16 protein-coding genes and 2 pseudogenes are annotated in these 20,856 nt (G+C 66.5%); 5 read left to right on the forward strand and 13 right to left on the reverse strand.

Annotation, left to right across the window (positions count from 1 at the left end; translation table 11 throughout):
- Positions 1–18: 18 nt before the first annotated feature.
- From NG697_RS04525 to NG697_RS04580, 12 genes and pseudogenes are all read right to left on the reverse strand, one after another.
- On the reverse strand, positions 19–837 hold the full coding sequence (locus NG697_RS04525) for an inositol monophosphatase family protein (RefSeq protein WP_252607851.1): 819 nt from the start codon (positions 835–837) through the stop codon (positions 19–21).
- Positions 834–3,164 carry an NAD-dependent DNA ligase LigA gene (ligA, locus tag NG697_RS04530; protein ID WP_308293009.1) on the reverse strand — a complete coding sequence of 777 codons (2,331 nt, stop codon included), beginning with the start codon at positions 3,162–3,164 and terminating at the stop codon, positions 834–836. The genes NG697_RS04525 and ligA overlap by 4 nt, the downstream gene beginning before the upstream one ends.
- A 146-nt stretch (positions 3,165–3,310) precedes the next feature.
- Positions 3,311–3,871: a hypothetical protein gene (locus NG697_RS04535; protein ID WP_252599954.1), complete on the reverse strand. Its 561-nt coding sequence runs from the start codon at positions 3,869–3,871 to the stop codon at positions 3,311–3,313.
- Positions 3,872–3,993: 122 nt separating this feature from the next.
- A pseudogene (locus NG697_RS04540) lies at positions 3,994–4,610 on the reverse strand (FtsK/SpoIIIE domain-containing protein); the annotation flags it as partial.
- A 520-nt stretch (positions 4,611–5,130) separates the two neighbouring features.
- On the reverse strand, positions 5,131–5,616 hold the full coding sequence (locus NG697_RS04545; RefSeq protein WP_252599953.1) for a hypothetical protein: 486 nt from the start codon (positions 5,614–5,616) through the stop codon (positions 5,131–5,133).
- A gap of 1 nt (position 5,617) precedes the next feature.
- Complete coding sequence (locus NG697_RS04550) at positions 5,618–6,520, reverse strand: PP2C family protein-serine/threonine phosphatase (protein WP_252599952.1); 903 nt, start codon at positions 6,518–6,520, stop codon at positions 5,618–5,620.
- A complete protein-coding gene (locus NG697_RS04555; RefSeq protein ID WP_509908553.1) occupies positions 6,517–7,992 on the reverse strand; it encodes an RDD family protein in 1,476 nt (491 codons plus the stop codon). The genes NG697_RS04550 and NG697_RS04555 overlap by 4 nt, the downstream gene beginning before the upstream one ends.
- A pseudogene (locus NG697_RS04560) lies at positions 7,989–9,982 on the reverse strand (transglutaminase-like domain-containing protein); the annotation flags it as partial. The pseudogene NG697_RS04560 and the gene NG697_RS04555, both read right to left, overlap by 4 nt.
- 275 nt (positions 9,983–10,257) lie before the next feature.
- Positions 10,258–11,382 carry an adenylate/guanylate cyclase domain-containing protein gene (locus NG697_RS04565; RefSeq protein ID WP_252601144.1) on the reverse strand — a complete coding sequence of 375 codons (1,125 nt, stop codon included), beginning with the start codon at positions 11,380–11,382 and terminating at the stop codon, positions 10,258–10,260.
- Entirely contained in the window at positions 11,372–11,971 is a 600-nt protein-coding gene (locus tag NG697_RS04570; RefSeq protein WP_252601142.1) for a PH domain-containing protein, read from the reverse strand. The genes NG697_RS04565 and NG697_RS04570 overlap by 11 nt, the downstream gene beginning before the upstream one ends.
- Complete coding sequence (locus tag NG697_RS04575) at positions 11,964–12,872, reverse strand: biotin--[acetyl-CoA-carboxylase] ligase (RefSeq protein WP_141139922.1); 909 nt, start codon at positions 12,870–12,872, stop codon at positions 11,964–11,966. The genes NG697_RS04570 and NG697_RS04575 overlap by 8 nt, the downstream gene beginning before the upstream one ends.
- Before the next feature lie 68 nt (positions 12,873–12,940).
- Positions 12,941–13,828 carry an SDR family oxidoreductase gene (locus tag NG697_RS04580; protein WP_252613694.1) on the reverse strand — a complete coding sequence of 296 codons (888 nt, stop codon included), beginning with the start codon at positions 13,826–13,828 and terminating at the stop codon, positions 12,941–12,943.
- Positions 13,829–14,063: 235 nt separating this feature from the next.
- On the opposite strand from NG697_RS04580, the gene NG697_RS04585 reads away from it, so the two are divergent.
- The 4 genes from NG697_RS04585 to NG697_RS04600 all read left to right on the forward strand — a co-directional run bounded on the left by NG697_RS04585 (position 14,064) and on the right by NG697_RS04600 (position 19,340).
- Entirely contained in the window at positions 14,064–15,647 is a 1,584-nt protein-coding gene (locus NG697_RS04585; protein WP_252601138.1) for an acyl-CoA carboxylase subunit beta, read from the forward strand.
- Entirely contained in the window at positions 15,644–15,907 is a 264-nt protein-coding gene (locus NG697_RS04590; RefSeq protein ID WP_252566216.1) for an acyl-CoA carboxylase subunit epsilon, read from the forward strand. The genes NG697_RS04585 and NG697_RS04590 overlap by 4 nt, the downstream gene beginning before the upstream one ends.
- A 9-nt stretch (positions 15,908–15,916) precedes the next feature.
- Positions 15,917–17,602 (forward strand): DUF885 domain-containing protein, encoded by a 1,686-nt coding sequence (locus NG697_RS04595; RefSeq protein ID WP_252613695.1) that lies wholly within the window; start codon positions 15,917–15,919, stop codon positions 17,600–17,602.
- Positions 17,603–17,876: 274 nt separating this feature from the next.
- On the forward strand, positions 17,877–19,340 hold the full coding sequence (locus NG697_RS04600; RefSeq protein WP_252613696.1) for a dicarboxylate/amino acid:cation symporter: 1,464 nt from the start codon (positions 17,877–17,879) through the stop codon (positions 19,338–19,340).
- A 96-nt stretch (positions 19,341–19,436) separates the two neighbouring features.
- On the opposite strand, the gene NG697_RS04605 is transcribed toward NG697_RS04600, so the two are convergent.
- Entirely contained in the window at positions 19,437–20,006 is a 570-nt protein-coding gene (locus tag NG697_RS04605) for a hypothetical protein (RefSeq protein ID WP_252613697.1), read from the reverse strand.
- Between the two features lie 160 nt (positions 20,007–20,166).
- Here NG697_RS04605 and NG697_RS04610 point away from each other — a divergent pair, with 160 nt between their 5' ends.
- Positions 20,167–20,856 carry a TetR/AcrR family transcriptional regulator gene (locus NG697_RS04610; RefSeq protein ID WP_252613698.1) on the forward strand — a complete coding sequence of 230 codons (690 nt, stop codon included), beginning with the start codon at positions 20,167–20,169 and terminating at the stop codon, positions 20,854–20,856.

Below are 20,856 nucleotides of genomic sequence, written 5' to 3' on the forward strand. Positions count from 1 at the left end.
GTTAGTGGGGCAGCACCGTCACAGCGGAAACTTGCCGGACAGGGCCAAGGTCCCGGCGCAGGTCCAGGCGGCCAGCCTGTCCTCGTCGGCGGGTCCGCCGTCCAGCGGACTGGCCAGCCGGGGACGCCGGACCCAGCAACCGGCTTCCTCGGCAATCAACGCACCGGCGGAGAAGTCATGTTCGTTGAGCCCGCGTTCGCCGTAGGCGTCGTGGGTCCCGTCAGCCACCATGCAGAGATCCAGCGCTGCAGAGCCCAGCCGCCGGACGTCGGCAAATCCATCCATCAGGCTGCCCAGCAGCGCAGCCTGCTCGGCGCGGATGGCGGGGTCGTAACTGAAGCCGGTGGCGAGGATCTGCCCGGCGCGGTCCGGCGCCGGGCCCTGGAGCTGGGTCACCCGGCCGCCTTCTTCCAGCCACGCACCCTGGCCGCGGGCAGCGTAGTAGACGCGGCCCAGCGCCGGGGCGTTGACGACGCCGGCCAGCCAGACGCCGTCGGCATCCGCCACTGCCACGGAGGTGGCGTAGTAGACGATGTTCCGGATGAAGTTGGTGGTACCGTCCAGCGGGTCGATGGACCAGCGGTAGCCGGTGGGTGCAGCGGGCCGGGTGGTCCCATGCTCCTCCCCCGTGATGGTGTCCTGTGGACGGGCGGCCGTGATGGCATCCCGGACGGCATTCTCCGCGGCGACATCAAAGGCCGTAACCCAGTCGCCGGCGTCGCCCTTGTTGCTGACGTCAAGCGTCTCGCCATTGCGGGAAGCCAGCACGGCGGCGCCGGCGGCGGCTGCTTGCCGGGCCACCGCAAGCAGTTCGGTGTTGAGATCCGGATGGCTCATTCGGCTGCCTCTTCTGATTCTGTGGGCGTTGGTATGGGCGTGGCTTCGGCAGCGGGGGCCGGGCCGTTCGCAAGGAGCTCCCGGAAGCCGTCCTCGTCCAGGACCGGAATTCCGAGCTGTTCGGCTTTGTCCAGTTTGGTGCCTGCGCTTTCGCCGGCGACGACGTAGCTGGTGTTTTTGGAGACCGAACCGGCCGCTTTGCCGCCCCTGATGAGGATGGCTTCCTTGGCCTCGTCCCGGCTGAAGTTCGGCAGGGAGCCGGTAACCACAATGGTCAGACCTTCCAGCGTGCGCGGCGTGGATTCGTCGCGCTCATCCGCCATGCGGACCCCGGCCGCGGCCCAGCGGTCAACGATTTCCACGTGCCAGTCCTCGGCGAACCATTCCTTCAGCGCGGCCGCGATGGTGGGCCCCACGCCGTCCACATGGGCCAGGTCCTCCTCGGAGGCGTTCCGGATGCCGTCCATGGTGCCGAACGCGGTGGCCAGGGCGCGTGAGGCGCGGGGGCCAACGTGCCGGATGGACAGGGCAACGAGCACCCGCCACAGCGGCTGCGTCTTGGCTTTGGTCAGTTCGTCGAACAGCTTGTTCGTGGTTGCCGTGGGCTTGGATGGCGTCTTGGCCGTTGCCTTTGTCCAGAAGTACGGGACCAGGTCCCACGTACCCGTGCCCACGCCCTTGTCGCGCTTCTCCCGCCAGACCAACACGCCTGCCAGTTTGTTCCGCAGCTCGTCCAGTCCGGAATCCGCAGCCAGTTCAAACAGTGCGGACTCACTGGTCAGGATGCCGTCGCCGGCCGGTTCCACCCTTCCGCCGTTGGTGGCTGGATCCGCACCCGGTCCGGAGGTCAGCGCGATGGCTGCCTCCCAGCCCAGGGCCTCGATATCGAAGCCGCCGCGCCCGGCCAGATGGAAGACGCGCTCCCGAAGCTGCGCCGGGCAGGAGCGGGCGTTGGGGCAGCGGATGTCCACGTCCCCTTCCTTGGCCGGTGCCAGCGGTGTGCCGCAGGCAGGGCATTCGGTGGGCATCACGAAGTCCCGCACCGGCGGTTTCTGCTGGTCGCGCAGGGCGAGCACCGGCCCCACAATTTCCGGAATGACGTCCCCGGCCTTCCGCAGGACAACGATGTCGCCGATCTTCACACCCTTGGCCTTGACCACATCCTGGTTGTGGAGCGTGGCCATCTCCACGGTGGACCCGGCCACCTTGACGGGCGTCATGATGCCGTACGGGGTGACGCGTCCGGTGCGTCCGACGTTGACTGCAATGTCCAGCAGTTTGGTGTGGACTTCCTCCGGCGGGTATTTATAGGCCACGGCCCAACGCGGCACCCGGGTGGTGTAGCCCAAGGCACGCTGGGTGGCGAGATCGTCAACCTTGACCACAATGCCGTCGATTTCATGCATAAGGTTGTGCCGTTGTTCGCCATAGCGCTTGATGAAGGCAAGGATCTCCGGCAGGCCCCCGAGAACCTCGAAGTACGGACTGACGGGAAGGCCCCATTGTTCCAGCACGGCGTAGGTCTGGGACTGGCTCAGGGTTTCCAGCCCTTCGCGCGCACCAATGCCATGGACAAACATCCGCAACGGACGCTTGGCGGTTTCCGCCGGATCCTTTTGCCTGATCGAACCGGCGGCGGCATTCCTGGGGTTGGCCAGCGGCGCCTTGCCGGCTTCGATCAGTGCCTCATTGAATTCCGCAAAAGCCTTGGAAGGGATAAAGACCTCGCCCCGGATTTCCACCTCCGGGGGAAAGCCGGTGCCCGTCAGTTCCGTCGGGATTTCCTTGATCGTCAGGACGTTGTGGGTGATGTCTTCACCCGTGGTTCCGTCACCCCTGGTGGCCGCCCGGACCAGTTTCCCGTCGCGGTACAACAGGTTGACTGCGAGGCCGTCAATCTTCAGTTCCGTGAGCCACGCGAGCTGAGCCGTGTCCCCCAGCTTGCTGACGCCGGCCTCGGCTTTGGTGATCCAGGCCTCCAGCTCCTCCAGGGAAAAGACGTCCTCGAGGCTATACATCCGCTGCAGATGTTCGACGGCGGCGAACGCGGCTGAGACTTCCCCGCCAACCTCCTGCGTAGGCGAATCATTGGCTACCAACTCCGGATGCAGGGCCTCGATCTCCTCCAGGCGCCGGAACAGTTCGTCGAATTCAGCGTCGGAGACCAGGGGTTCGTCCTCCTGGTAATACGCAAACCGGTACTTCCTGACCAGGTCCGTCAGGTTCTCATATTCTTCGCGCACTGACCCGGCGGGGACGGCGTCCGGCTCGGTTAGTTCCTCAGTGCTGTTTGCTGTTTCCTCTGCGGGGACCGGTGCTGTGCTCACAGACCTATCTTGCCTTACCGCCCCGACATTGCGCCCAAACGCCCGGTGGGCATGGAACGCCCCCATGTAGGTAGCAGTAACTGTCGTTATGAGCGCTCATAACGACAGTTACTGCTACCTAGTTGGGAAGGGCGGGGCTGGCAGGGTCAGTGTGAGGCGAGGCGGTTCCGGCTCCACCAGGCGAAGGCGAGGCCGGCGACTCCCACCAGCAGCACGCCCGCCATGATGGCCAGCAGGCCGGGGCCGCCGAAGAGGCCGGAGCCGTCGTTCCGGGAAACGGCGGCAGCCTGTGTGGGCTTGGCCGACTTGGTGACTGGCTTGTTCCAGTTCGATTCCGTGGACGGGGGTACGGACGACGGCGGGCTGGGGATGGTGGTGCTGGGCGCGGCCGACGGCGATTCCTCAGTCGGCGAAACGCTCGGTTCCGGGGCGAGGGTGGCAACCGGTACCGGTGCTGGCGCCACGGGCGGCGGCGGCGGGGGCTCGATCACGGGGGCCGCCGACGTCTGCGTCGGGGATGGAGTTGAGGTGTCCGTCGGCCCGGGCTTCTGATTGCCCGGCTCACAATTAATGATGCACAAACCCGGTGCCGGTTCGCCGTCGTCGGCCTGCGCCGGGGCCGCCGCAGAAAGGCCAACCAGGAGCGCCAGCACCGCAGCCACCGCAGCAGCTGAAACGTCGCGGAGCACGGATGAGGATCGGATCATGGTTACCTTTTCGACAGCGCGCGGCACCCCTTCCGCGGCGAAACAGTGTTTCCGGTAGTCTCCTACAACGCGCCACGGGCCTGCAAATCCGTTGGATTTACGGCCCGGTGGAAGGCAACGGCTCAGCCCCTGTTTTCCGGCGGCAGGGCAATCTGCAGTTTCCGTGCCTTGCCGCGTCCCACGATGTAGCCGCGGCCAGGTATGAACTCCGGACTGACCCGGCCCAGCGACGTGTTGAGCAGGCTGTCCCCTTCGATGTCCCCCGGGTTGATGAGCAGGCCCCGGCGTCCGGATTTGAAGGGCTGGGCCAGGGACCAGGCGGAGGACCAGGTTGACGTTTCCGATTCCCCGATGACCCACTGGTCGGCCTTGATGGAGGCCGACACGAGCTGCGAAACGCCCGATTCCGCAACGGTATCCGTGAACTCGGTCAGGCCTTCGATGAAGATCTTCAGTTTCCCGGGGTTCCCGGAGGAGTGTTCGGTGAGGTCCTCGATGATCTCAGCCAGGTCATCGGCACACCCACCACCGAACGGTTCCAGAGCGGCAGCGACGCTACTGCGGAGCGGCGCGAGCCGATGTACACCAACTCCGTGTCCGGATTGGATCGGCGCAGCGCGTACGCCAGGGTCACCAGCGCCACCGTCCCGCCGGTCCGCCACGGGATCGAGTCGATGAGACCGCCGATCGTCCGGGCGGCCGCTGCGGCCGCAGGCGGTGTGGCAGGTGGACCTGCGGGTTCGTGGGCGGGGTGTGCAGGAGCCAGGCTGGCCGCTGCCTCCGGCTGTCCTGGAGCGTTCGCCTGTGCCGCATCGACCGGTGCCGGAGACGCGCCAACAGGTGCCGCGGGGACGGCGTGATCTTCCTCTGGTTCGTCCCGGACGGCTGCGTCCTCGATGCTGCGGACAACAGTCCGTTCCCAGAGGTGGTCGTAGCTGCCGGTCATTTCGTGGGCCGGGACCTGATCAGGATATGTGGGTTCCGGGGCGGGCTCCATGTCCGGCCCGGCTTCCGGGGCTTCGGCAGCAAAATTGGAGTCGTCGTCCAGGAGCCCCATCACCGTTTCTGCCTAGACCTCCCGGTCATGCTCCGGCGCTGGTTCAGACGCAGGTTCAGGTGCAAGTTCAGGTTCCGGCTCAGCTTCCGCCTCAGGTGCAGTTTCCGGCGCGGGTTCAGAGTCAGGCTCCGCTACCGTTTCAGTGACCGGTTCAGCGTCCGCTACGAGGACGACGCCGCCGACAGCGGTGGGTGCCTCGACCTCAGCGGGTGTGGCCAGCCGGAGCCGCCACCTCGTCCGCCGGAGTTCCGGTGAGCGACACTGTCAGCGACTCCAGCAGGACCACGCCATCGCTGAGCGGCAACGCGGGCCCGGGCTGGCCGTTTCCGGCCACAGTGAGGCGGTACCACTCGGGTGTGTCCAGGCGGCGCTCCGTCCAGGTGGTGACGTCCCTCCCGTTCAGGTCCACCGGGCCGCCGGGCAGCTGCACGGTCAGGTCCAGGTCGCCGCGGAGGAAGATCCGGAGCGCGTCACCGGAATCCACTATCCCGAACGACGGTATCTGCGCCAGGGAAACGCCGAAACTGCTGGTGACGGCGTGGAGCACTTCGTGGCTTCCGGGGCGTGCTCCAGCAGTTCCCACAGGGACTGGACCAGGGCAGGCGGGGGTCCCGGGACCCAGGAGGACCACAGTGTTGGCCCGGACAACACCGAGCCAAGTGCCCGCGGCGTATGTTGCGGTGGCCATGTCAGTGTTCCCCTCTTCCGTCGTCCCGGCCGGCCGGCCGGCTGGCGTCAACAATCCGCCCCCGGGGCAGGGTGACCTCTTCCGCGGCATCAGCGGAGGGGCGGGGCGCCGTGGTGGCGATGCCGCCGTCGTTCATCACGTTCCTGGCGTCCACCACAATGACGGTGACGTTATCCCTTCCGCCGTTGCGGAGCGCGGCCTGGATCAGGGCATCCACCGCGTCCTGCGGATGGCCCACGGTGCTAAGGATCCGGAACATGTGCTCATCCGTCAGCTCTGCGTTGAGCCCGTCCGAGCAGACCATGATCCGGTCGCCTTCCTCCACGGGCAGGAGCCAGTAATCAGCCTCGGTCTCGTCCCCCGTGCCCAGCGCCCTCGTGACAACGTGGCGGCGGGGATGGACGGTGGCCTGCTCAGGCGTGATTTCACCGGCATCCACGAGTTCCTGGACCTCCGAATGGTCCACGCTGACCTGCTCGAAGTGCCCCTGGCTCAGCCGGTACGTGCGGGAATCCCCGATGTTCATGACCAGCCAGTACGGCATGCCCATCTGTTCCACCACAACGGCTCCGGTGAGCGTGGTCCCGGCGCGGGCACCTGTCACCTCCCGGATGGAACTGTCGGCGCGGAGCAGATATTGCTGGAGCACTGCCGCCGTGATGCTGCGCTCCCCGGTAGCGAGCTGCGGCATGGCAGCCAGGGCGCGCACACACATGCCGCTGGCAATCTCGCCGGCTTCGTGTCCGCCCATGCCGTCTGCCACGGCGAAGACGGGGTCGGAGGCGATGAAGGAATCCTCGTTCAATTCCCGGCGCAGCCCGCGGTCCGTTCCGTAGCCGTAACTCAGGCTGAGGCCGGTTCCGTGGTCTGCGTCAGCTGGGTCACTGGCGGGCTGTGAGTTCATGCTTGTCCTAGGTGGAAGGAACGGTCACCAAAGTGGACAGTGGATCCCGGGCTGACAAAAGCGGGCACGCCCGGCTGCAGTGGGGTGCGCCGTCCGTCCGGTGTTGTGACGGCGCTGCCGTTGGTGGAGTTCCGGTCCGTCACCCAAATGCCGGCACCGTCGGTCAGCAGGTGGAGGTGCGTCTTGGAGATCGAGCGGCCGGGATCACTGACCGCCAGGAGCTGGGCCTGCTGCTCCCCCGCCTGGCCAAGGGGGTTCCTGCCCAACAGGACGTTGCGGTCGAGACGGAAGTCCCGGCCGTCGTCGAGCTTTAACCGCAGCACGGCGACGGGCGCCGCATTCGTTGCGCCGCCGCGCATCTGCGTGCGGTCGAGGTCGTCATCGGGATGGAACTGGGCGCCCGGCGCGGGAACGGCAGGGGCCGCGTACGGGACATGCGGCTGGAAAGGAGTGGACGACGGCGGCGCGTCCGGCTGGGGTGCGAACGACGGCGGCGCGGCTGACGGTTGAGCCGTGTACGGCTGCGGGGCGTACGGCTGCACGGGTTGTTGGACCGGCGGCTGTTGGGCGGACACAACCTGGGGCGGCTTTGCGGCCCCGGCCACAGGCGACGCGACCTGCTGGACAGGCGGGAGGTCCAGGGGCGCGAAACTGTACGGGCCCTGGATGCCGCCGGACGTGATGGGGTTCCGGCCGTCCTTGACGTCGAACACCAGCGTTTTGGCCACGGTGTCATGCCAGCCGCGGAGCCCGCCGTTGCGGTCCCAGGTGTTGGAAACCACCACCAGCACGGCCCACACCGCGCCGACCAAAAGCAGCGGTCCGAGGATGAAGACAGCCACATCGAACCATTTGAAAATGACGATGGCCACGGCGGCCAGGAGCGCCAGGATGATGCCCGCGCCGGTGATGAGGCCGCGCAGGAACACTCCCCCGGCGCCGGGGGCGTAACCATCCTTGTCAGCGCTGCGGATGCCCATGACGTGGTTGCCGAGGGTCTTCCCGGACCGGCCTTCCATGCCCACCAGGACCGCCAGGTAGACCAGCGTCAGTCCCAGGCCGATGCTGCCGAACAGCACCAGCGAACCGGTGTCATAGATGATGAAGCCGCCGCTTTGGGTGCGGGTGATTCCCGCGAATCCGATGGCGAAAGTCACCACCAGGACCGCGATGGGGGCCAGCCAGTCGAGCACTGCTGCGCCGAGCCGTTTCCCCGCCGTGGCCGGAACAAGCTCAAGATTGGCTGCCATTCCCGTTCCTCCCCCTGGAGCCGTTTGTACTACCGGGATAGTACCGGGATTCTGGCTGGCGTGCGCCGCCGCACGCTCCTTCATGGCCCGCTGTGCATGGTCCACGTTGCGTCCGCTGCGTGCCGCCCTGTTGGGCAGCGGAGCACCGCACGCCGGACAGAACGTGGCGCCGCCCCGGATCAGTTGCTGGCACTGCTGGCAGCGCTCGGCCTCGTTCATCATGAGTCAGTGGGGTTCTTCCTGCCAGCGTTCCGCATAACGGTGGACTCATCAGGCTCGGAAGCCGCCGCCGCCGTCCCGGATCCGCTGTCCTGAACTGCCGGATTCGGGGTTCCGGCACCGTCCGGGCCGGTCCCCACCCTACCGGTGGCGGACCGCCATCCGGGGGAACCCTGGCCGGACGGACGCACCAGCGGGCCCAGCCCGAGCCTGGTACCGCGCAGCTTAAGGGCGTTGCGGCCATCAGCCAGCAGCGACCGGGGCGAGAAGCGGGCCTGCTGGCGGCGCCAGAACCCCAAAGTCCCGGCCATCTCCTTCAGCGAGCCGTCCACGATGGTCCAGTATTCCCGGACCTCCTCCTCGCTGGGCTGGCCGGCGCCGAAGATGGAGGCATCCGCACGGTGCGCCAGCATGGTGGGGGTCTGCCCGGTGGCCGGGAACGAGTCAGCAAGCACCACTGCGCTTTCGCGCCGGGTTGCACGGGTGTCGATGCCGGCGCCCAAATCCGAGGCGAGGCTCACCACCTCGTTCCAACCGCCGCCCACACGCTGGGCCGGGTGCCCCTCCGTGAGGCGGGCCTTCCGGCGTCGTGATTTAAGGAGCGCGATCAGCAGCAGCGGCAGGGCAAGGATGGACAGCGGGATCAGGGCAATGCCCAGGGCCCCGAGCAGGGCACCCCAGAAGAGCCACGGATTGTTTTTCTTCTCGTCGGCGTCCGGCGGGATGGGGACGTTGTCCTTGGGCGGTGTGGGGTCGAAGCTGACCCAGCCCACCCGGTCGAAGGCCACCTCAACCCAGGCGTGGACGTCCTTGCCCGTGACCTTTACCTCGCCGGCGCCGTTCTCGGGGCTGGTCGGCTCGAGGTAGAAGCCCATGACGACGCGTGACGGGATGCCCAGGTGGCGGAGCATCAGCGACATGGACACGGCATACTGCTCGTCGTCGCCGAGCATCTGCTTGGCGGTCAGCAGGTTCCTGATCCGCGACGAGCTGTGTCCGGAAACGCTGGGCAGCTGGCCGTCAGCCACCAGGCCGTTGCTGAAGGCGCCCGTCTTTTGGAAATGCGCCTCGATCTGGCGGACCCGGTCAATCGCGGTGGGCGCATCGGCCGAGAGGTCGTTGGCCTGTGACCCCACCACCGGCGGGACCTCGACGGCGTCCGGCAGCGTAATCTTCGCGAAGTCGTACTGTGTCAACTGACCGTGTTCGAGCTTTACGGGATCGGACACCTGGACGCTGTAGGAATCGCCCTTGGACAGGCCCTGCGTGGTCACGGCCGTGTCTGTGCCTGCGTTGAAGTACAGGCCCGACGCCGCGGCGGAGGCGCTCTGGTCAAAGCTCAGGCCGGTGGTCTTCCGGCCTCCCGGGAGTAGCCCTGGTAATCCTCGATGGTGATGTCGATGGAGTAGTCATTTGAGGGGACGATGCCGGAGGTGTCGGCCAGGGTGTTGATGGATTCGGTGTCGCCCACCTTGCTGAAGCTGCCGGAGCCGTTGGGATCCATGTTGTAGTTGGCGCCGTTGAAGGCATCCAAAGCCCCCAGCCGGACACGGCCGTCCCGGGGCAGTCCTTTGACCACGAACAGGGTGTCGTCTTTCTTGTCCTTGACGAACGTCCGGAAGCTTGCCAGGGGCGTGACGTAGTCCTTGGGATCGAACGGCGGAACCACCACGTTGCGCAGGACCTTGCGGTCACCGCTGGCGGTGACCAGGGGCGCCGCCACCGCGGTAATGGCGACGTTTGCGGCGATCACGGCAGCGGCCGTGCCCAGCCGGCGGAGCTTGGCCCGCTGGGCTGTGGCCGCATCGGTCTGCGGACGGTTGACTGAGACTTTTCGCGTGTCGCTGCGCCGCAGCGCGTCACGGCGGAAGGTGGCCCAGGCAATCGCAATGACGGTGAGATCGATGCCGCGCTCCACGGTGAGGAAGGCAGCGTTGGTGCTGAAAGCTATGCCCGTGACGAAAAGCCCCAGCACGGGAAGCAGTGGCCAGTAACGATCTTGTTGTGGCGCTTCTTGAGACCGAATTTCCCCAGCAGTGATGTCACAGCGTTACTAATCCCTCAATTGTGTCGCGGCCCCCAGTGCGGCCCCCCAAAGACCCGATACCGGGCTCTCTGTTCCCCGCGTCAGCCTACCGAAGCATGGCTGCGGCCGCGATGGGGAGCGCCCCCCTAGCGCTGCGGGACAGGCCGCCGCCACGGTCGACTATAGCGTGATACGCCAACAACTGGATAAACCCGCAGGTCGCGGCCGGGGACGGTAAACGGCTAGTCGAGGACCAGGCCTTTTCCTTGACCGCGTGCCAGAAGCACGGGATGGATTTCGCCGAACCCGCGGACATTTTCAGCAGGCTGCGGAACGAGAATGAAGCGCTTGTCCTGGTCCAGCGCGGAAGCAGTCATGGAGTCGATCAGGACCGTTCCCGGATCCGCCAACGTGGTAAGCCGGGCGGCGAGGTTGACTGTGGGGCCGTAGATGTCCCCGAGCCGGGACAGGATCCTGCCCCAGACCATCGCCACCCGCGCTTCCGGCAGGATCTCGTCTTCGGTGAACGCCTGTGCCAGGGCCAGCGAGATCTCGGCACCGGCAGCCGGCGTTTCCGCGATATACAGGACTTCGTCGCCTACGGTCTTGACCAGCCGCCCGCCGCCAACGGAAATGATCTCGGCGCATTTGTTCTCAAAGCGCTGGACCAGCCGGGCGAGGGTCTTTTCATTCATCCGGCGGGAGAGACTCGTATACGAAACCAGGTCAGCAAAGCCGACAGCGCGGGCCAGCGGCAGCGGGGCGTCGTCTTCGTCCCCGTCGCGGCCTTCTTCGCTGGCCTGCAGGCCGGCCTCGGCGCGCACGGCCAGGCGTTGCACGCCGGCATTGAGCTGCCGCCGCCACGAATAGACCAGCATCTCCTCCAGCGCGTCCAGCAGGGAGGGCAGTTCCTTCACCAGGCGCTTGCGGGCCACAGCGTCGGTGACGCCCTGCTCGTGGACCATGTCCTCCACCAGGGCCTCGATCTGCCAGACCACCATGCGGTCTGTCATCTGTCCGATGGACCGGGTCACGGAGATGGCGGCCTCTTCGGTCAGCACCCCGGTGCGGACCAGATCAACCACGGTGGACAGCGCAGCCTGATCCCGTTCGGTGAAGGCGACGTCTTCGTCGCCGAAGTTCGGGAAGCCGAGGGCACGCCACAGCTTACGGGCAGAAAGGAGGGACAGCCCTGCGCCGGCGGCCACCTCACGGCGCCGCAGCTTCCGTTCGCCGCCCAACAGCCGGGCCTCGAGAGCCTTGGCAGCCACTCGTTCCGGAGAGAGTGTGCCTGTCGCCGGGTGGGCGGCTTCGGGCACGGCGGGAGCCGGCAGGTCCGCTTCGTCCCGCTGGTCCTCATCGTTCATCGTCTCCACCTTCTCTCAACTCCCACGGCAGCACTTCGTCTGTGTAATCCGATATCTCATCAGTCCCCGGGTCCCCGCCCACAGGCAGTTCGTCAATCGCATCCAGCACGAAGTCCCGGAACCGCACTGCTTCCGGGACGTCCTGGATGTTCACCACACCTTGGTACCCGGTTTCCAAGGATATATTCCCGGAGCGCAATATGCGCTGCAGCACCGACTGGTGGACCGTCACGTTGCGGATCGACGCGAGGTTGACCTGCTCGTCCCGGCGCCGCACCATGCCATAGCGGGCAATAATCCGCCGGCTCGTGAGGATGTACCGGGTTGCCTGCCACCGCAGGAGCCGAGGCAGGCAATATGCCAACCATATCCACGCAGCGGCCAAGACGCATGCAAGGACGATCCAGGGTGTCCAGTCAGCGGAAGCCACCGGCACCAGCCGGGTAGCCTCGCCCCGCACGGTCCAGGCACTGGCAAAAGCTGCAGCGGCCGGTGCGGCAATAAAGGCTGCGGCCGGGCCGACCAGCTTCCTCGGCTGCGGGCGGGTGATCGTAATGACCTGCTCGCCCGGCACGAGGCCTTTACGCATAGCCGCTTTCAGCGCCCTGGCCTGGCGGGGTCCACGGGCGCAGGTGGACAACATCGCCGGCGGTGACCACATGCTCGCGGCGATCCTTATCCACCACCAGCAGTGAGCCGTACTCGTCCAGCCTCGAAGCGTGCCCGATGATCTCGTGGTCACCGGGCAGCTGCGCGCGCACTTGCTTGCCCAGCGTCGCCATGGCGGACTCCACCCGTTTGTGGAGCGAAGGGCCGCCGGCAATCCCGGCGGCGGGGTCGCCGTCGGCATTGCAGAAGCTGCGGTAGAGCACGGCGAAATGGGCGAGGTAGCTCTTGAGCAGCACGGTCCGATCAACAGTCAGCGGTTCTTCCAGGGCAACCGACGTCGCTGTGGGCACCGGGAGTTCCGACGCGGTCAAAGTCACGTTCAGGCCGGTCCCCAAAATGACCGGAGGAACAGAACCGTCCCCCATGGGCCCCAGCTGGGCCAGGATCCCCGCGATCTTGCGGCCACGGACCAGGACATCATTGGGCCACTTGAGCTCGGCCGGAAGGCCCGCGGTCTCAAGAAGCGTCTGCCGCAGCGCCAGCGCGCCCAGCAGTGATAGCCACGAATACGTGTGCGTGGGCAGGGGCCTGCCCTCGGCATTGGCGGGCCGCAGGACCAGGGACACCGACACGGAGCTCAGCGGCGGCGCTTCCCACCGCCGGTCCAGGCGTCCGCGGGCAGCGGTCTGGTACTCGGCTGTCAACACCGACAGGTCCGGCCACTCCTTTGGCTCAACCGTCACCGAGCGCAGGAGGTCCGCGTTGGTGGAACCGGTGGAGTCCACCACCACCACCTTGGCGATGCCGGTGGCCGCCAGGAAATCCTGGTCCGCCAAGGCTCCACGATCCAACGGATTTCCTGGGGTGTGTGAGTCATCCATGGTTGAATCCTATCGACTCAGGCGCCGCCGCTGGCTGTTCCCACAGCCACATGACTGGAACCCGCAGCTCAGAGGAATATGTCCGGAACCAGGCGATCCTCCGCGGCCCCGAGGCTGTACGGACGGAAGTCGGTGACACCCGCCGCGCGGAGCACCTGTTCGTCCGTGTAGAAGTTGCCGCTGGGTGCACCGGCGCCGGCCAGATTGCCGCCGGTCAGGACGGCGTGGGCTGCGTCGGCCATGATCTGTGGTCCGCGCGCGGCCTGGACGATCTCCTGGCCGCCGGGCATGTTCCGGATGGCCGCGGTATCGATGAGGGTGCACGGCCAGAGCGAGTTGACGTTGATTCCGTCGGCCTTGAGTTCTTCGGCAAGGCCCAGCGTGGTGAGGCTCATCCCGTATTTGGCCATGGTGTAGGCCAGGTGCCTGCCTGCCCAGTGGGAGTCAAGGTTCAGGGGCGGCGACAGCGTCAGGATGTGTGCGTGGGCCGATTTGCGCAGGGCGGGCAGTGACAGCTTGGACAGCAGGAACGTGCCGCGGACATTGATGTCCTGCATCAGGTCGTAGCGTTTCATGTCCACGTCGTCGGTGGTGGAGAGATCGATCGCGGATGCATTGTTGAGCACGATGTCGATCCCGCCGAAGCGTTCGACGGCGGCCGCCACGGCTCCTGCGACGTCTTCGTCGCTGCGCACATCACCGACGATTGCCAGGGCGTGGCCCCCGGCGGCCTCCACCTGCTCGGCGGCGCTGAAGACGGTGCCTGCCAGCTTGGCGTGGGGCTGGCCGGTCTTGGCCATCAGGACAATATTGGCACCGTCCTGTGCCGCCCGGGTGGCAATGGCCAGCCCGATGCCGCGGCTGCCGCCGGACATCAGAATGGTGCGGCCCCGAAGGGACCCGGCGGCCTGGTACGGCGTTGCGGCAGTGGACCGTGCGTCGTTGCTGGAAGTCATGGCTCCACTGTAGCCGAGGTATGTTACTGGTGAGTAACATAGGGCTGACCGCTGGAAAGTGCGGAAAATTGTAGGTTTTCTACAGTCGTCCCACACAGATGCGTCATTAGACTAGCCAGCAGGGTTCGTCTTTTGTGTGGAATCTACTTAAATCCCGCACCTGACCTGCCAGTTACCACCGCACGCTGCACCACATTGTTACAGCACCAATCTGCTACAGAGCCGGAGACACTTGATGAGCCACGATCTGACAACGACAGCGGGAAAGATCGCCGATTTCCGCGACCGCCAGGCCCGTGCAGAACAACCCTCCGGCCCCGAAGCCATCGAGAAGCAGCACGCACGCGGCAAGAACACTGCCCGCGAGCGCGTGGACCTGCTGCTGGACGAAGGCTCGTTTGTGGAGCTTGACGCGCTGGCGGTGCACCGCTCCACCGCCTTCGGCATGGAAAAGAAGAAGCCGCTCGGCGACGGGCTGGTCTCGGGCTACGGCACCGTGGACGGGCGTCCCGTTGCCGTCTACAGCCAGGACTTCTCGGTCTACGGCGGATCGTTGAGCCAGGTCAACGGCGAGAAGATCGTCAAGGTCCAGGAATTCGCCCTGCGCAACGGCTGCCCCGTAGTGGGCATCCTCGACGGCGGCGGTGCCCGCATCCAGGAAGGTGTGGCCTCCCTTGCCATGTTTGCCGACATCTTCCGCAATAACGTCCACGCTTCCGGCGTCGTCCCGCAGATCTCGCTCATCATGGGACCGTCAGCCGGCGGCGCGGCCTACTCCCCCGCCCTCACGGACTACGTGGTGATGGTGGACAAGACCTCGCACATGTTCATCACGGGGCCGGACGTCATCAAGACCGTCACGGGCGAAGACGTGGACATGGAAACCCTCGGCGGCGCCCGCCAGCACAATGCCAACACAGGCACCTCCACGTACCTCGCCTCCGACGAAGCCGATGCCATCGATTTCGTCCGCGAGCTGCTGGACTTCCTGCCGTCCAACAACCTCGCCGAGGCCCCGGTGCTGGAGCACCAGCAAGAGCTGGAGATCAACGACGACGACCTCGCCCTGGACACGCTCGTCCCCGACTCTGCCAACCAGCCGTACGACATGCGCACAGTCATCGAACAGATCGTTGACGACGCACACTTCCTGGAGATGCAGTCCCTGTATGCCCCCAACGTCATCATCGGCTACGGCAGGGTTGAGGGACACACCGTGGGGATCGTGGCCAACCAGCCGCTGCAGTTCGCCGGCACGCTGGACATTGCAGCCTCGGAGAAGGCCGCCCGCTTCGTCCGGAACTGCGACGCCTTCAACGTCCCCATCATCACCCTGGTGGATGTGCCCGGCTTCCTGCCCGGCAAGGACCAGGAGTTCCAAGGCATCATCCGCCGCGGCGCCAAGCTGCTGTACGCCTACGCCGAAGCCACCGTCCCCAAGCTGACGGTCATCACCCGCAAGGCTTACGGCGGCGCGTACATCGTGATGGGCTCCAAGAAGCTCGGCGCGGACCTGAACCTGGCGTGGCCCACGGCGCAGATCGGCGTGATGGGTGCCCAGGGCGCCGTCAACATCCTGTACCGCCGCGACCTGGCCGCCGTTGCGGAGGCCGGCGGGGACGTTGAGGCCCGGCGCGCCGAGGTCATCCGCCAGTACGAAGAAGAGTTGTTGAACCCCTACCAGGCCGCCCAGCTGGGCTACGTGGACGCGGTCATCGCACCGTCCGATACCCGGGGCCAGATCATCAGGGGCCTCCGCGCCCTCCGCGACAAGCGGGCGAGCCTGCCCACCAAGAAGCACGGGAACATCCCGCTGTGATCGCGAAAGATCCGCTGGTCGGAGCCCCGTTGGTTGAGCCTGTCGAAACCAATGCGCCCGCCGATGCCCCCGTGCTCTCTGTGGTCAAAGGGCAACCCTCGGCCGAGGAACTCGCGGCGCTGACCGCCGTCGTGCTTTCCCTGGGCAGCGCGGACGCCGTGGCCGACGGGAAGCCCACCGCCCGTGACTGGGTGCGCCGCCAGCAGCTGCGGCTCGCCCCGACGCCGGGTCCCGGCGCCTGGAGGCGGAGCCGGGGTTAGGCTCGTGGGGTGACTACCGAAGCCGCCCCCGCCGCCCGTCCGCACTCCGCCATCGATGCCGTGGCGGATGACTATACCGACACGCTTATCCGCCTGAACCCGTCGCTTGCCACCGAGTTGGGGCTGCCGGGGCATGAGACCGAGTACCCGGATTACTCCCCCGCCGGCATCGCTGGTTTCGCAGCGGAAGCCCGCAAGGCCCTTGCTGCCCTGGAGGGCCTCGCGCCCCAGGACGACGTCGATACCGTCACCCTGGACGCCATGCGGGAACGGCTGGGCCTCCAGCTGGAAATCCACGAGTCCGGCTGGGACGTGGCGGAGCTGAACAACATCGCCTCCCCCGCACAGGACATCCGGGCCATTTTCGACCTGATGCCCACAGACACCGCTGAGCACTGGGAGCACATCGCCGGCCGCGCCCTGAATGTCCCCGACGCCCTCCGCGGCTACATCGAATCACTGCGCCAGGCCCGGGACGCGGGCAAGGTCGCGGCCGAACGCCAGGTCTCCATCGTCATCGAGCAGACCGCCAAATACGCCGCCGAAGACGGCTTCTTCGCCAAGCTCGCCGCCGAGGCCCGGACTGCGGACGGTCCCCTGCCGGGCGAAACGCAGGAAACGCTCGACGCCGGCGCTGCCGCTGCCCGGGGTGCCTACCGGGAGCTCGCGGAGTTCCTCCGCACGGAACTGCTCCCTGCCGCGCCGCAGCAGGACGCCGTCGGCCGGGAACGCTACGCACTGGCCTCGCGCTCCTTCCTGGGCGCCGCCGTCGACCTCGAAGAGACCTACGCATGGGGAGTCCAGGAACTCGACCGGCTCATCGCCGAGCAGGAAAATGTTGCGTCCATCATCAAGCAAGGGGCCAGCATCGAGGAGGCCAAGGACGTCCTCAACAACGACCCGGCCCGCCAGCTCAAGGGCACGGAGACCCTCAAGGCGTGGATGCAGGAACTCTCGGACAAGGCAGTTGCCGAGCTTGCCGGCGTGCACTTCGAGATCCCGGACGTGATGAAGAAGCTTGAATGCCTTATCGCCCCGACCGACGAGGGTGGCATTTACTACACGGGCCCCTCGGATGACTTCAGCCGTCCCGGCCGGATGTGGTGGTCAGTTCCCGCCGGCGAAGACACTTTTACCACCTGGGCCGAAACCACCACGGTCTTCCATGAAGGCGTCCCCGGCCACCACATGCAGGTGGCCACCGCCACCTACCGGCGGGAACTGCTGAACAAGTGGCGGCGCAACATCTGCTGGACCTCCGGCCACGGCGAGGGCTGGGCCCTATACGCCGAAAAGCTTATGCAGGAACTCGGCTACCTGGCCGATCCCGGCGACCACATGGGCATGCTGGACATGCAGCGGATGCGGGCGGCCCGCGTGGTGTTCGACATCGGCGTCCACCTGGAACTGGAGATCCCCGAACGCTGGGGCAGCGGAACATGGACCCCGGAGGCGGGCTACGACTTCCTCAAGGAAAACCTGCCCATCAGCGAAGGCCAGCTCAAATTCGAATTCACCCGCTACCTCGGCTGGCCCGGCCAGGCCCCGTCCTACAAAGTGGGACAGCGCCTCTGGGAACAGATCCGGGCCGACCTCGAAACCCGGCCCGGCTTCGACCTCAAGGCCTTCCACACGCGAGCGCTGAACATCGGCTCCGTAGGCCTCGATACCCTCCGCCGGGCGCTGCTCTCTTAGGTCTCTCGTGGCCCCGGCGGGGCCCGCATCCTCGGCGTGCTGCTCCTTCGTCGCTCTGACGCACGCTGCCGGATGCGGCCCCCACCGGTGATTGAGCCTGTCGAAATCCCCTCCTCGGTGAGACTCTTGCCACATCCGGGCTGGGAATAACTTCACAATTGCCTTGTAGGGCGGCGGATTTAGAGGGATTCCCGGGCTTTGAACGCGATTGGGCAGCGTAACATTTCTCAACATCTGTTCGCCGTGATAAGAAACCCGGGCCTAGCGTGTTCTGGTGAGCACTCAAACCCGCACCCCCGAATCCGCAGGAAAGACCGGCTTCCAGCTGCCCAAGTGGGCCGGCTCGTTCGGTTTCCAGATCATCGCCGCCCTCATTGTGGGCCTGGGCCTCGGCCTGCTGGCCAAGTACACGGGCAGCACCAAGGCAGAGCCCAACGGTCTCGGCGCCACGCTGCAGACCATCGGCTCCAGCTACGTTTCACTGCTGCAGACCGCGGTGGTTCCGCTGATCTTCACCGCCGTGGTGAGCTCGATCTCGAACCTGCGCCAAGTCTCCAACGCCGCCAAGCTGGCCTGGAACACCCTGCTGTGGTTCGCCATCACCTCCCTGATCGCCGTCGTGATCGGCATCGGCCTCGGCGTGCTCCTGCAGCCCGGCGCCAACACCGGCATCACCCAGGAGGCCAAGTACGCCGGCAAGTCCGGTGACTGGTGGTCCTTCCTGATCGGGCTGTTCCCCAAGAATTTCCTCGGCCTCGGTGCCAGCTCCACCGTGACTGAAAGCGCCACCGCGGCCACCACAGTCAGCACCTCCATCAGCTTCAACGTGCTCCAGATCCTGGTGATTGCCATCGCCGTCGGCGTCGCCGCCCTCAAGGTCGGCAAGGCTGCCGAGCCGTTCCTGAACCTCAACGCTTCGGCGCTGGCCGTCATCCAGAAGGTCCTCTGGTGGATCATCCGCATCGCCCCGCTCGGCACTGTGGGCCTGATCGGCAACGCCGCGGCCGTATACGGCTGGGACACCATCGGCGCGCTCGGCAAGTTCACCTTCGCCATCTACGTGGGCCTGGCCCTGGTGCTGTTTGTGGTTTACCCGACGCTGATCCGCTCGCACGGCCTGTCCGTGAAGCAGTACTTCTCCGGGGTATGGCCCGCCGTGCAGCTCGCGTTTGTGTCCCGCTCCTCGATCGGAACCCTGCCGCTGACCCAGCGCGTCACCGAGCGCAGCCTGGGTGTTCCCCGCGCCTACGCTTCCTTCGCCGTACCCCTGGGCGCCACCACGAAAATGGACGGCTGCGCGGCGATCTACCCCGCGATCTCCGCCATCTTTGTGGCCCAGTTCTTCGGCGTCCAGCTGGAAGCCAGCCACTACCTGCTCATCGCCCTCGTCTCGGTCCTCGGTTCCGCCGCAACGGCCGGCACCACCGGCGCAGTCGTAATGCTCACCCTGACGCTCTCCACGCTGGGGCTGCCCCTGGCCGGCGTGGGACTCCTGCTGGCGATCGATCCCATCCTGGACATGGGCCGCACCGCGGTCAACGTCGCGGGCCAGGCACTGGTCCCCACCATCGTGGCCAAACGGCAGGGCATGCTCGACGAGGCGCTCTACAACGCACCCCGCAACGGCACTCCGTTTGTGGACGACGACGCCGACTCCTCCGCCGCGGATCCTTCCGCCATCGCCGGAGGTACTGACTCTCCGGAAGCCGGACGCGAACTGGCCGACGCGAAGGCCTGACCCACAGCTCGAACAGCAAACAGGAGAAGTCCCCGGGAAGTGCTCCCGGGGACTTCTCCTTATTCTGTGCCGGGATTCGCTCAGCCCGGCCTCTTGTTAGCGGCCGCCACCTCCGATGACTCCGTTCTGGACCGCCTTGGTCACGGCGTCGGCCTCGGCCTGGGTCAGCTTGCCGTCGGTGACGGCCTGGTCCAGGCGCGTCTTCAGAGCCGCGGCGCGATCTGCCTGCTCGGCGGTGCGCAGCTCTTCAAGCGCCGCCGTGACCTTGGCCTCGTCGATGCCGAGCGTCGCCGCGAGGGACTTCGCGAGCTCGGCCTGCTTCGCGGCCGGGTCAGGCCGGGTTCCTTCGGCCGGCGGGGTGGTGGGCTTGTTGGCCTCGCGGTAGGCCTTCAGGGCCTCCGTCACCTTGGCCTCGTCCACGCCCAGCTTGGTGGCAAGTTCCGCTGCGTCCACGCCGCGGAATCCGCCGTGGCCATGGCCGCCCCGCATGCCCTTCCCTTCAGCTGGGGCAGTGCCGGTGCTCCCGTCGGCTGAGGCGCTTGAGCTGGCGCTGGGGGTGGGCGTCGGCGTCGTGGTTGCGGACGCCATGCCGGCGACGCCGATCCCGGCGCCAAGGGCCAGCGCGGTGGCCGTGAGGCCAAGGGCAATTCTCTTTGTGCGTACCATTCTTGTCTCCTGGATCTGCCGTCCGGTGACGGCTGGTGAAGATGTCCCAGACGGGACTCTTCCAGTCTTCGGCGGCAGGTTCAGGCTCAGCTGTCCGGAACCTTTCATCTTCCTGTGAATCAACTTGCGCGGCGTGCAAACTTGCACGTAGTGTAATTTCATGCCCGAACTTCTCTCGCGCCGTGAGCTGAACAAAGCCGCCACCCGCCAGGCCATCACCGATGCCGCTTTGACCCTGCTGCGCGCCCGGGGACCCGGGAATTTCACGGTGGAAGACATCGCCGAATCTGCCGGGATCTCGCGCCGCACCTTCTTCAACTACTTCAGCAGCACCGAGGCCGCGCTGGCCTCCATGACGCACGGGTTCCTGGACAACGCCCTTCAGCAGTTCCGGCAGCGGCCCGCCGACGAGCCCATCCTCGAATCGGCGCGCGCTACCCTGATGCAGCTGGCCGACCCCATGACGGTGGCGCCCCTGGCTGAACTCTTCACCCTCACCCAGGACAACGCGGTCCTGTCCCGGTCCGAACTTGAGGCGTGGGACCACTGCACCGAAGAGATCATCACCGCGGCCCGGGAGCGCTTCGCCGGAACCCCGGGCACCGTCGTCGACGAACTGTACCTGCGCGCCCTCGCAGGCTCCGTCATCTCCTGCGGGAAGGCGGCCATGGACGTGTGGTTCGCCCGATGCGGCGCCGATCTCTCCCCCGCATCACTCGCTGTCCTGCGGCAACTGCTCATTGACGCCATGGGCCACCTCGGCTCCGGCTTCGGCAGCCCCGTTCCGGCAGCCAGCCCCTCCGCGACGTCCACAACCGCCACTACCCACCTCAACAAAGAACGGCTCTGA

It is taken from the genome of Pseudarthrobacter raffinosi (assembly GCF_023913835.1).
Classification (GTDB): domain Bacteria; phylum Actinomycetota; class Actinomycetes; order Actinomycetales; family Micrococcaceae; genus Arthrobacter; species Arthrobacter raffinosi.

Excerpts from the sequence above, each read along its gene's own strand:
- NG697_RS04565 (WP_252601144.1), bottom strand. The coding sequence starts at position 11,382 with ATGAACGATGAGGACCAGCGGGACGAAGCGGACCTGCCGGCTCCCGCC.
- NG697_RS04555 (WP_509908553.1), bottom strand. The coding sequence starts at position 7,992 with ATGATGAACGAGGCCGAGCGCTGCCAGCAGTGCCAGCAACTGATCCGG.
- NG697_RS04605 (WP_252613697.1), bottom strand. The coding sequence starts at position 20,006 with ATGGTACGCACAAAGAGAATTGCCCTTGGCCTCACGGCCACCGCGCTG.
- NG697_RS04570 (WP_252601142.1), bottom strand. The coding sequence starts at position 11,971 with ATGCGTAAAGGCCTCGTGCCGGGCGAGCAGGTCATTACGATCACCCGC.
- NG697_RS04545 (WP_252599953.1), bottom strand. The coding sequence starts at position 5,616 with ATGGCCACCGCAACATACGCCGCGGGCACTTGGCTCGGTGTTGTCCGG.
- NG697_RS04585 (WP_252601138.1), top strand. The coding sequence starts at position 14,064 with ATGAGCCACGATCTGACAACGACAGCGGGAAAGATCGCCGATTTCCGC.
- NG697_RS04550 (WP_252599952.1), bottom strand. The coding sequence starts at position 6,520 with ATGAACTCACAGCCCGCCAGTGACCCAGCTGACGCAGACCACGGAACC.
- NG697_RS04525 (WP_252607851.1), bottom strand. The coding sequence starts at position 837 with ATGAGCCATCCGGATCTCAACACCGAACTGCTTGCGGTGGCCCGGCAA.
- NG697_RS04535 (WP_252599954.1), bottom strand. The coding sequence starts at position 3,871 with ATGATCCGATCCTCATCCGTGCTCCGCGACGTTTCAGCTGCTGCGGTG.
- NG697_RS04580 (WP_252613694.1), bottom strand. The coding sequence starts at position 13,828 with ATGACTTCCAGCAACGACGCACGGTCCACTGCCGCAACGCCGTACCAG.
- NG697_RS04575 (WP_141139922.1), bottom strand. The coding sequence starts at position 12,872 with ATGGATGACTCACACACCCCAGGAAATCCGTTGGATCGTGGAGCCTTG.
- NG697_RS04610 (WP_252613698.1), top strand. The coding sequence starts at position 20,167 with ATGCCCGAACTTCTCTCGCGCCGTGAGCTGAACAAAGCCGCCACCCGC.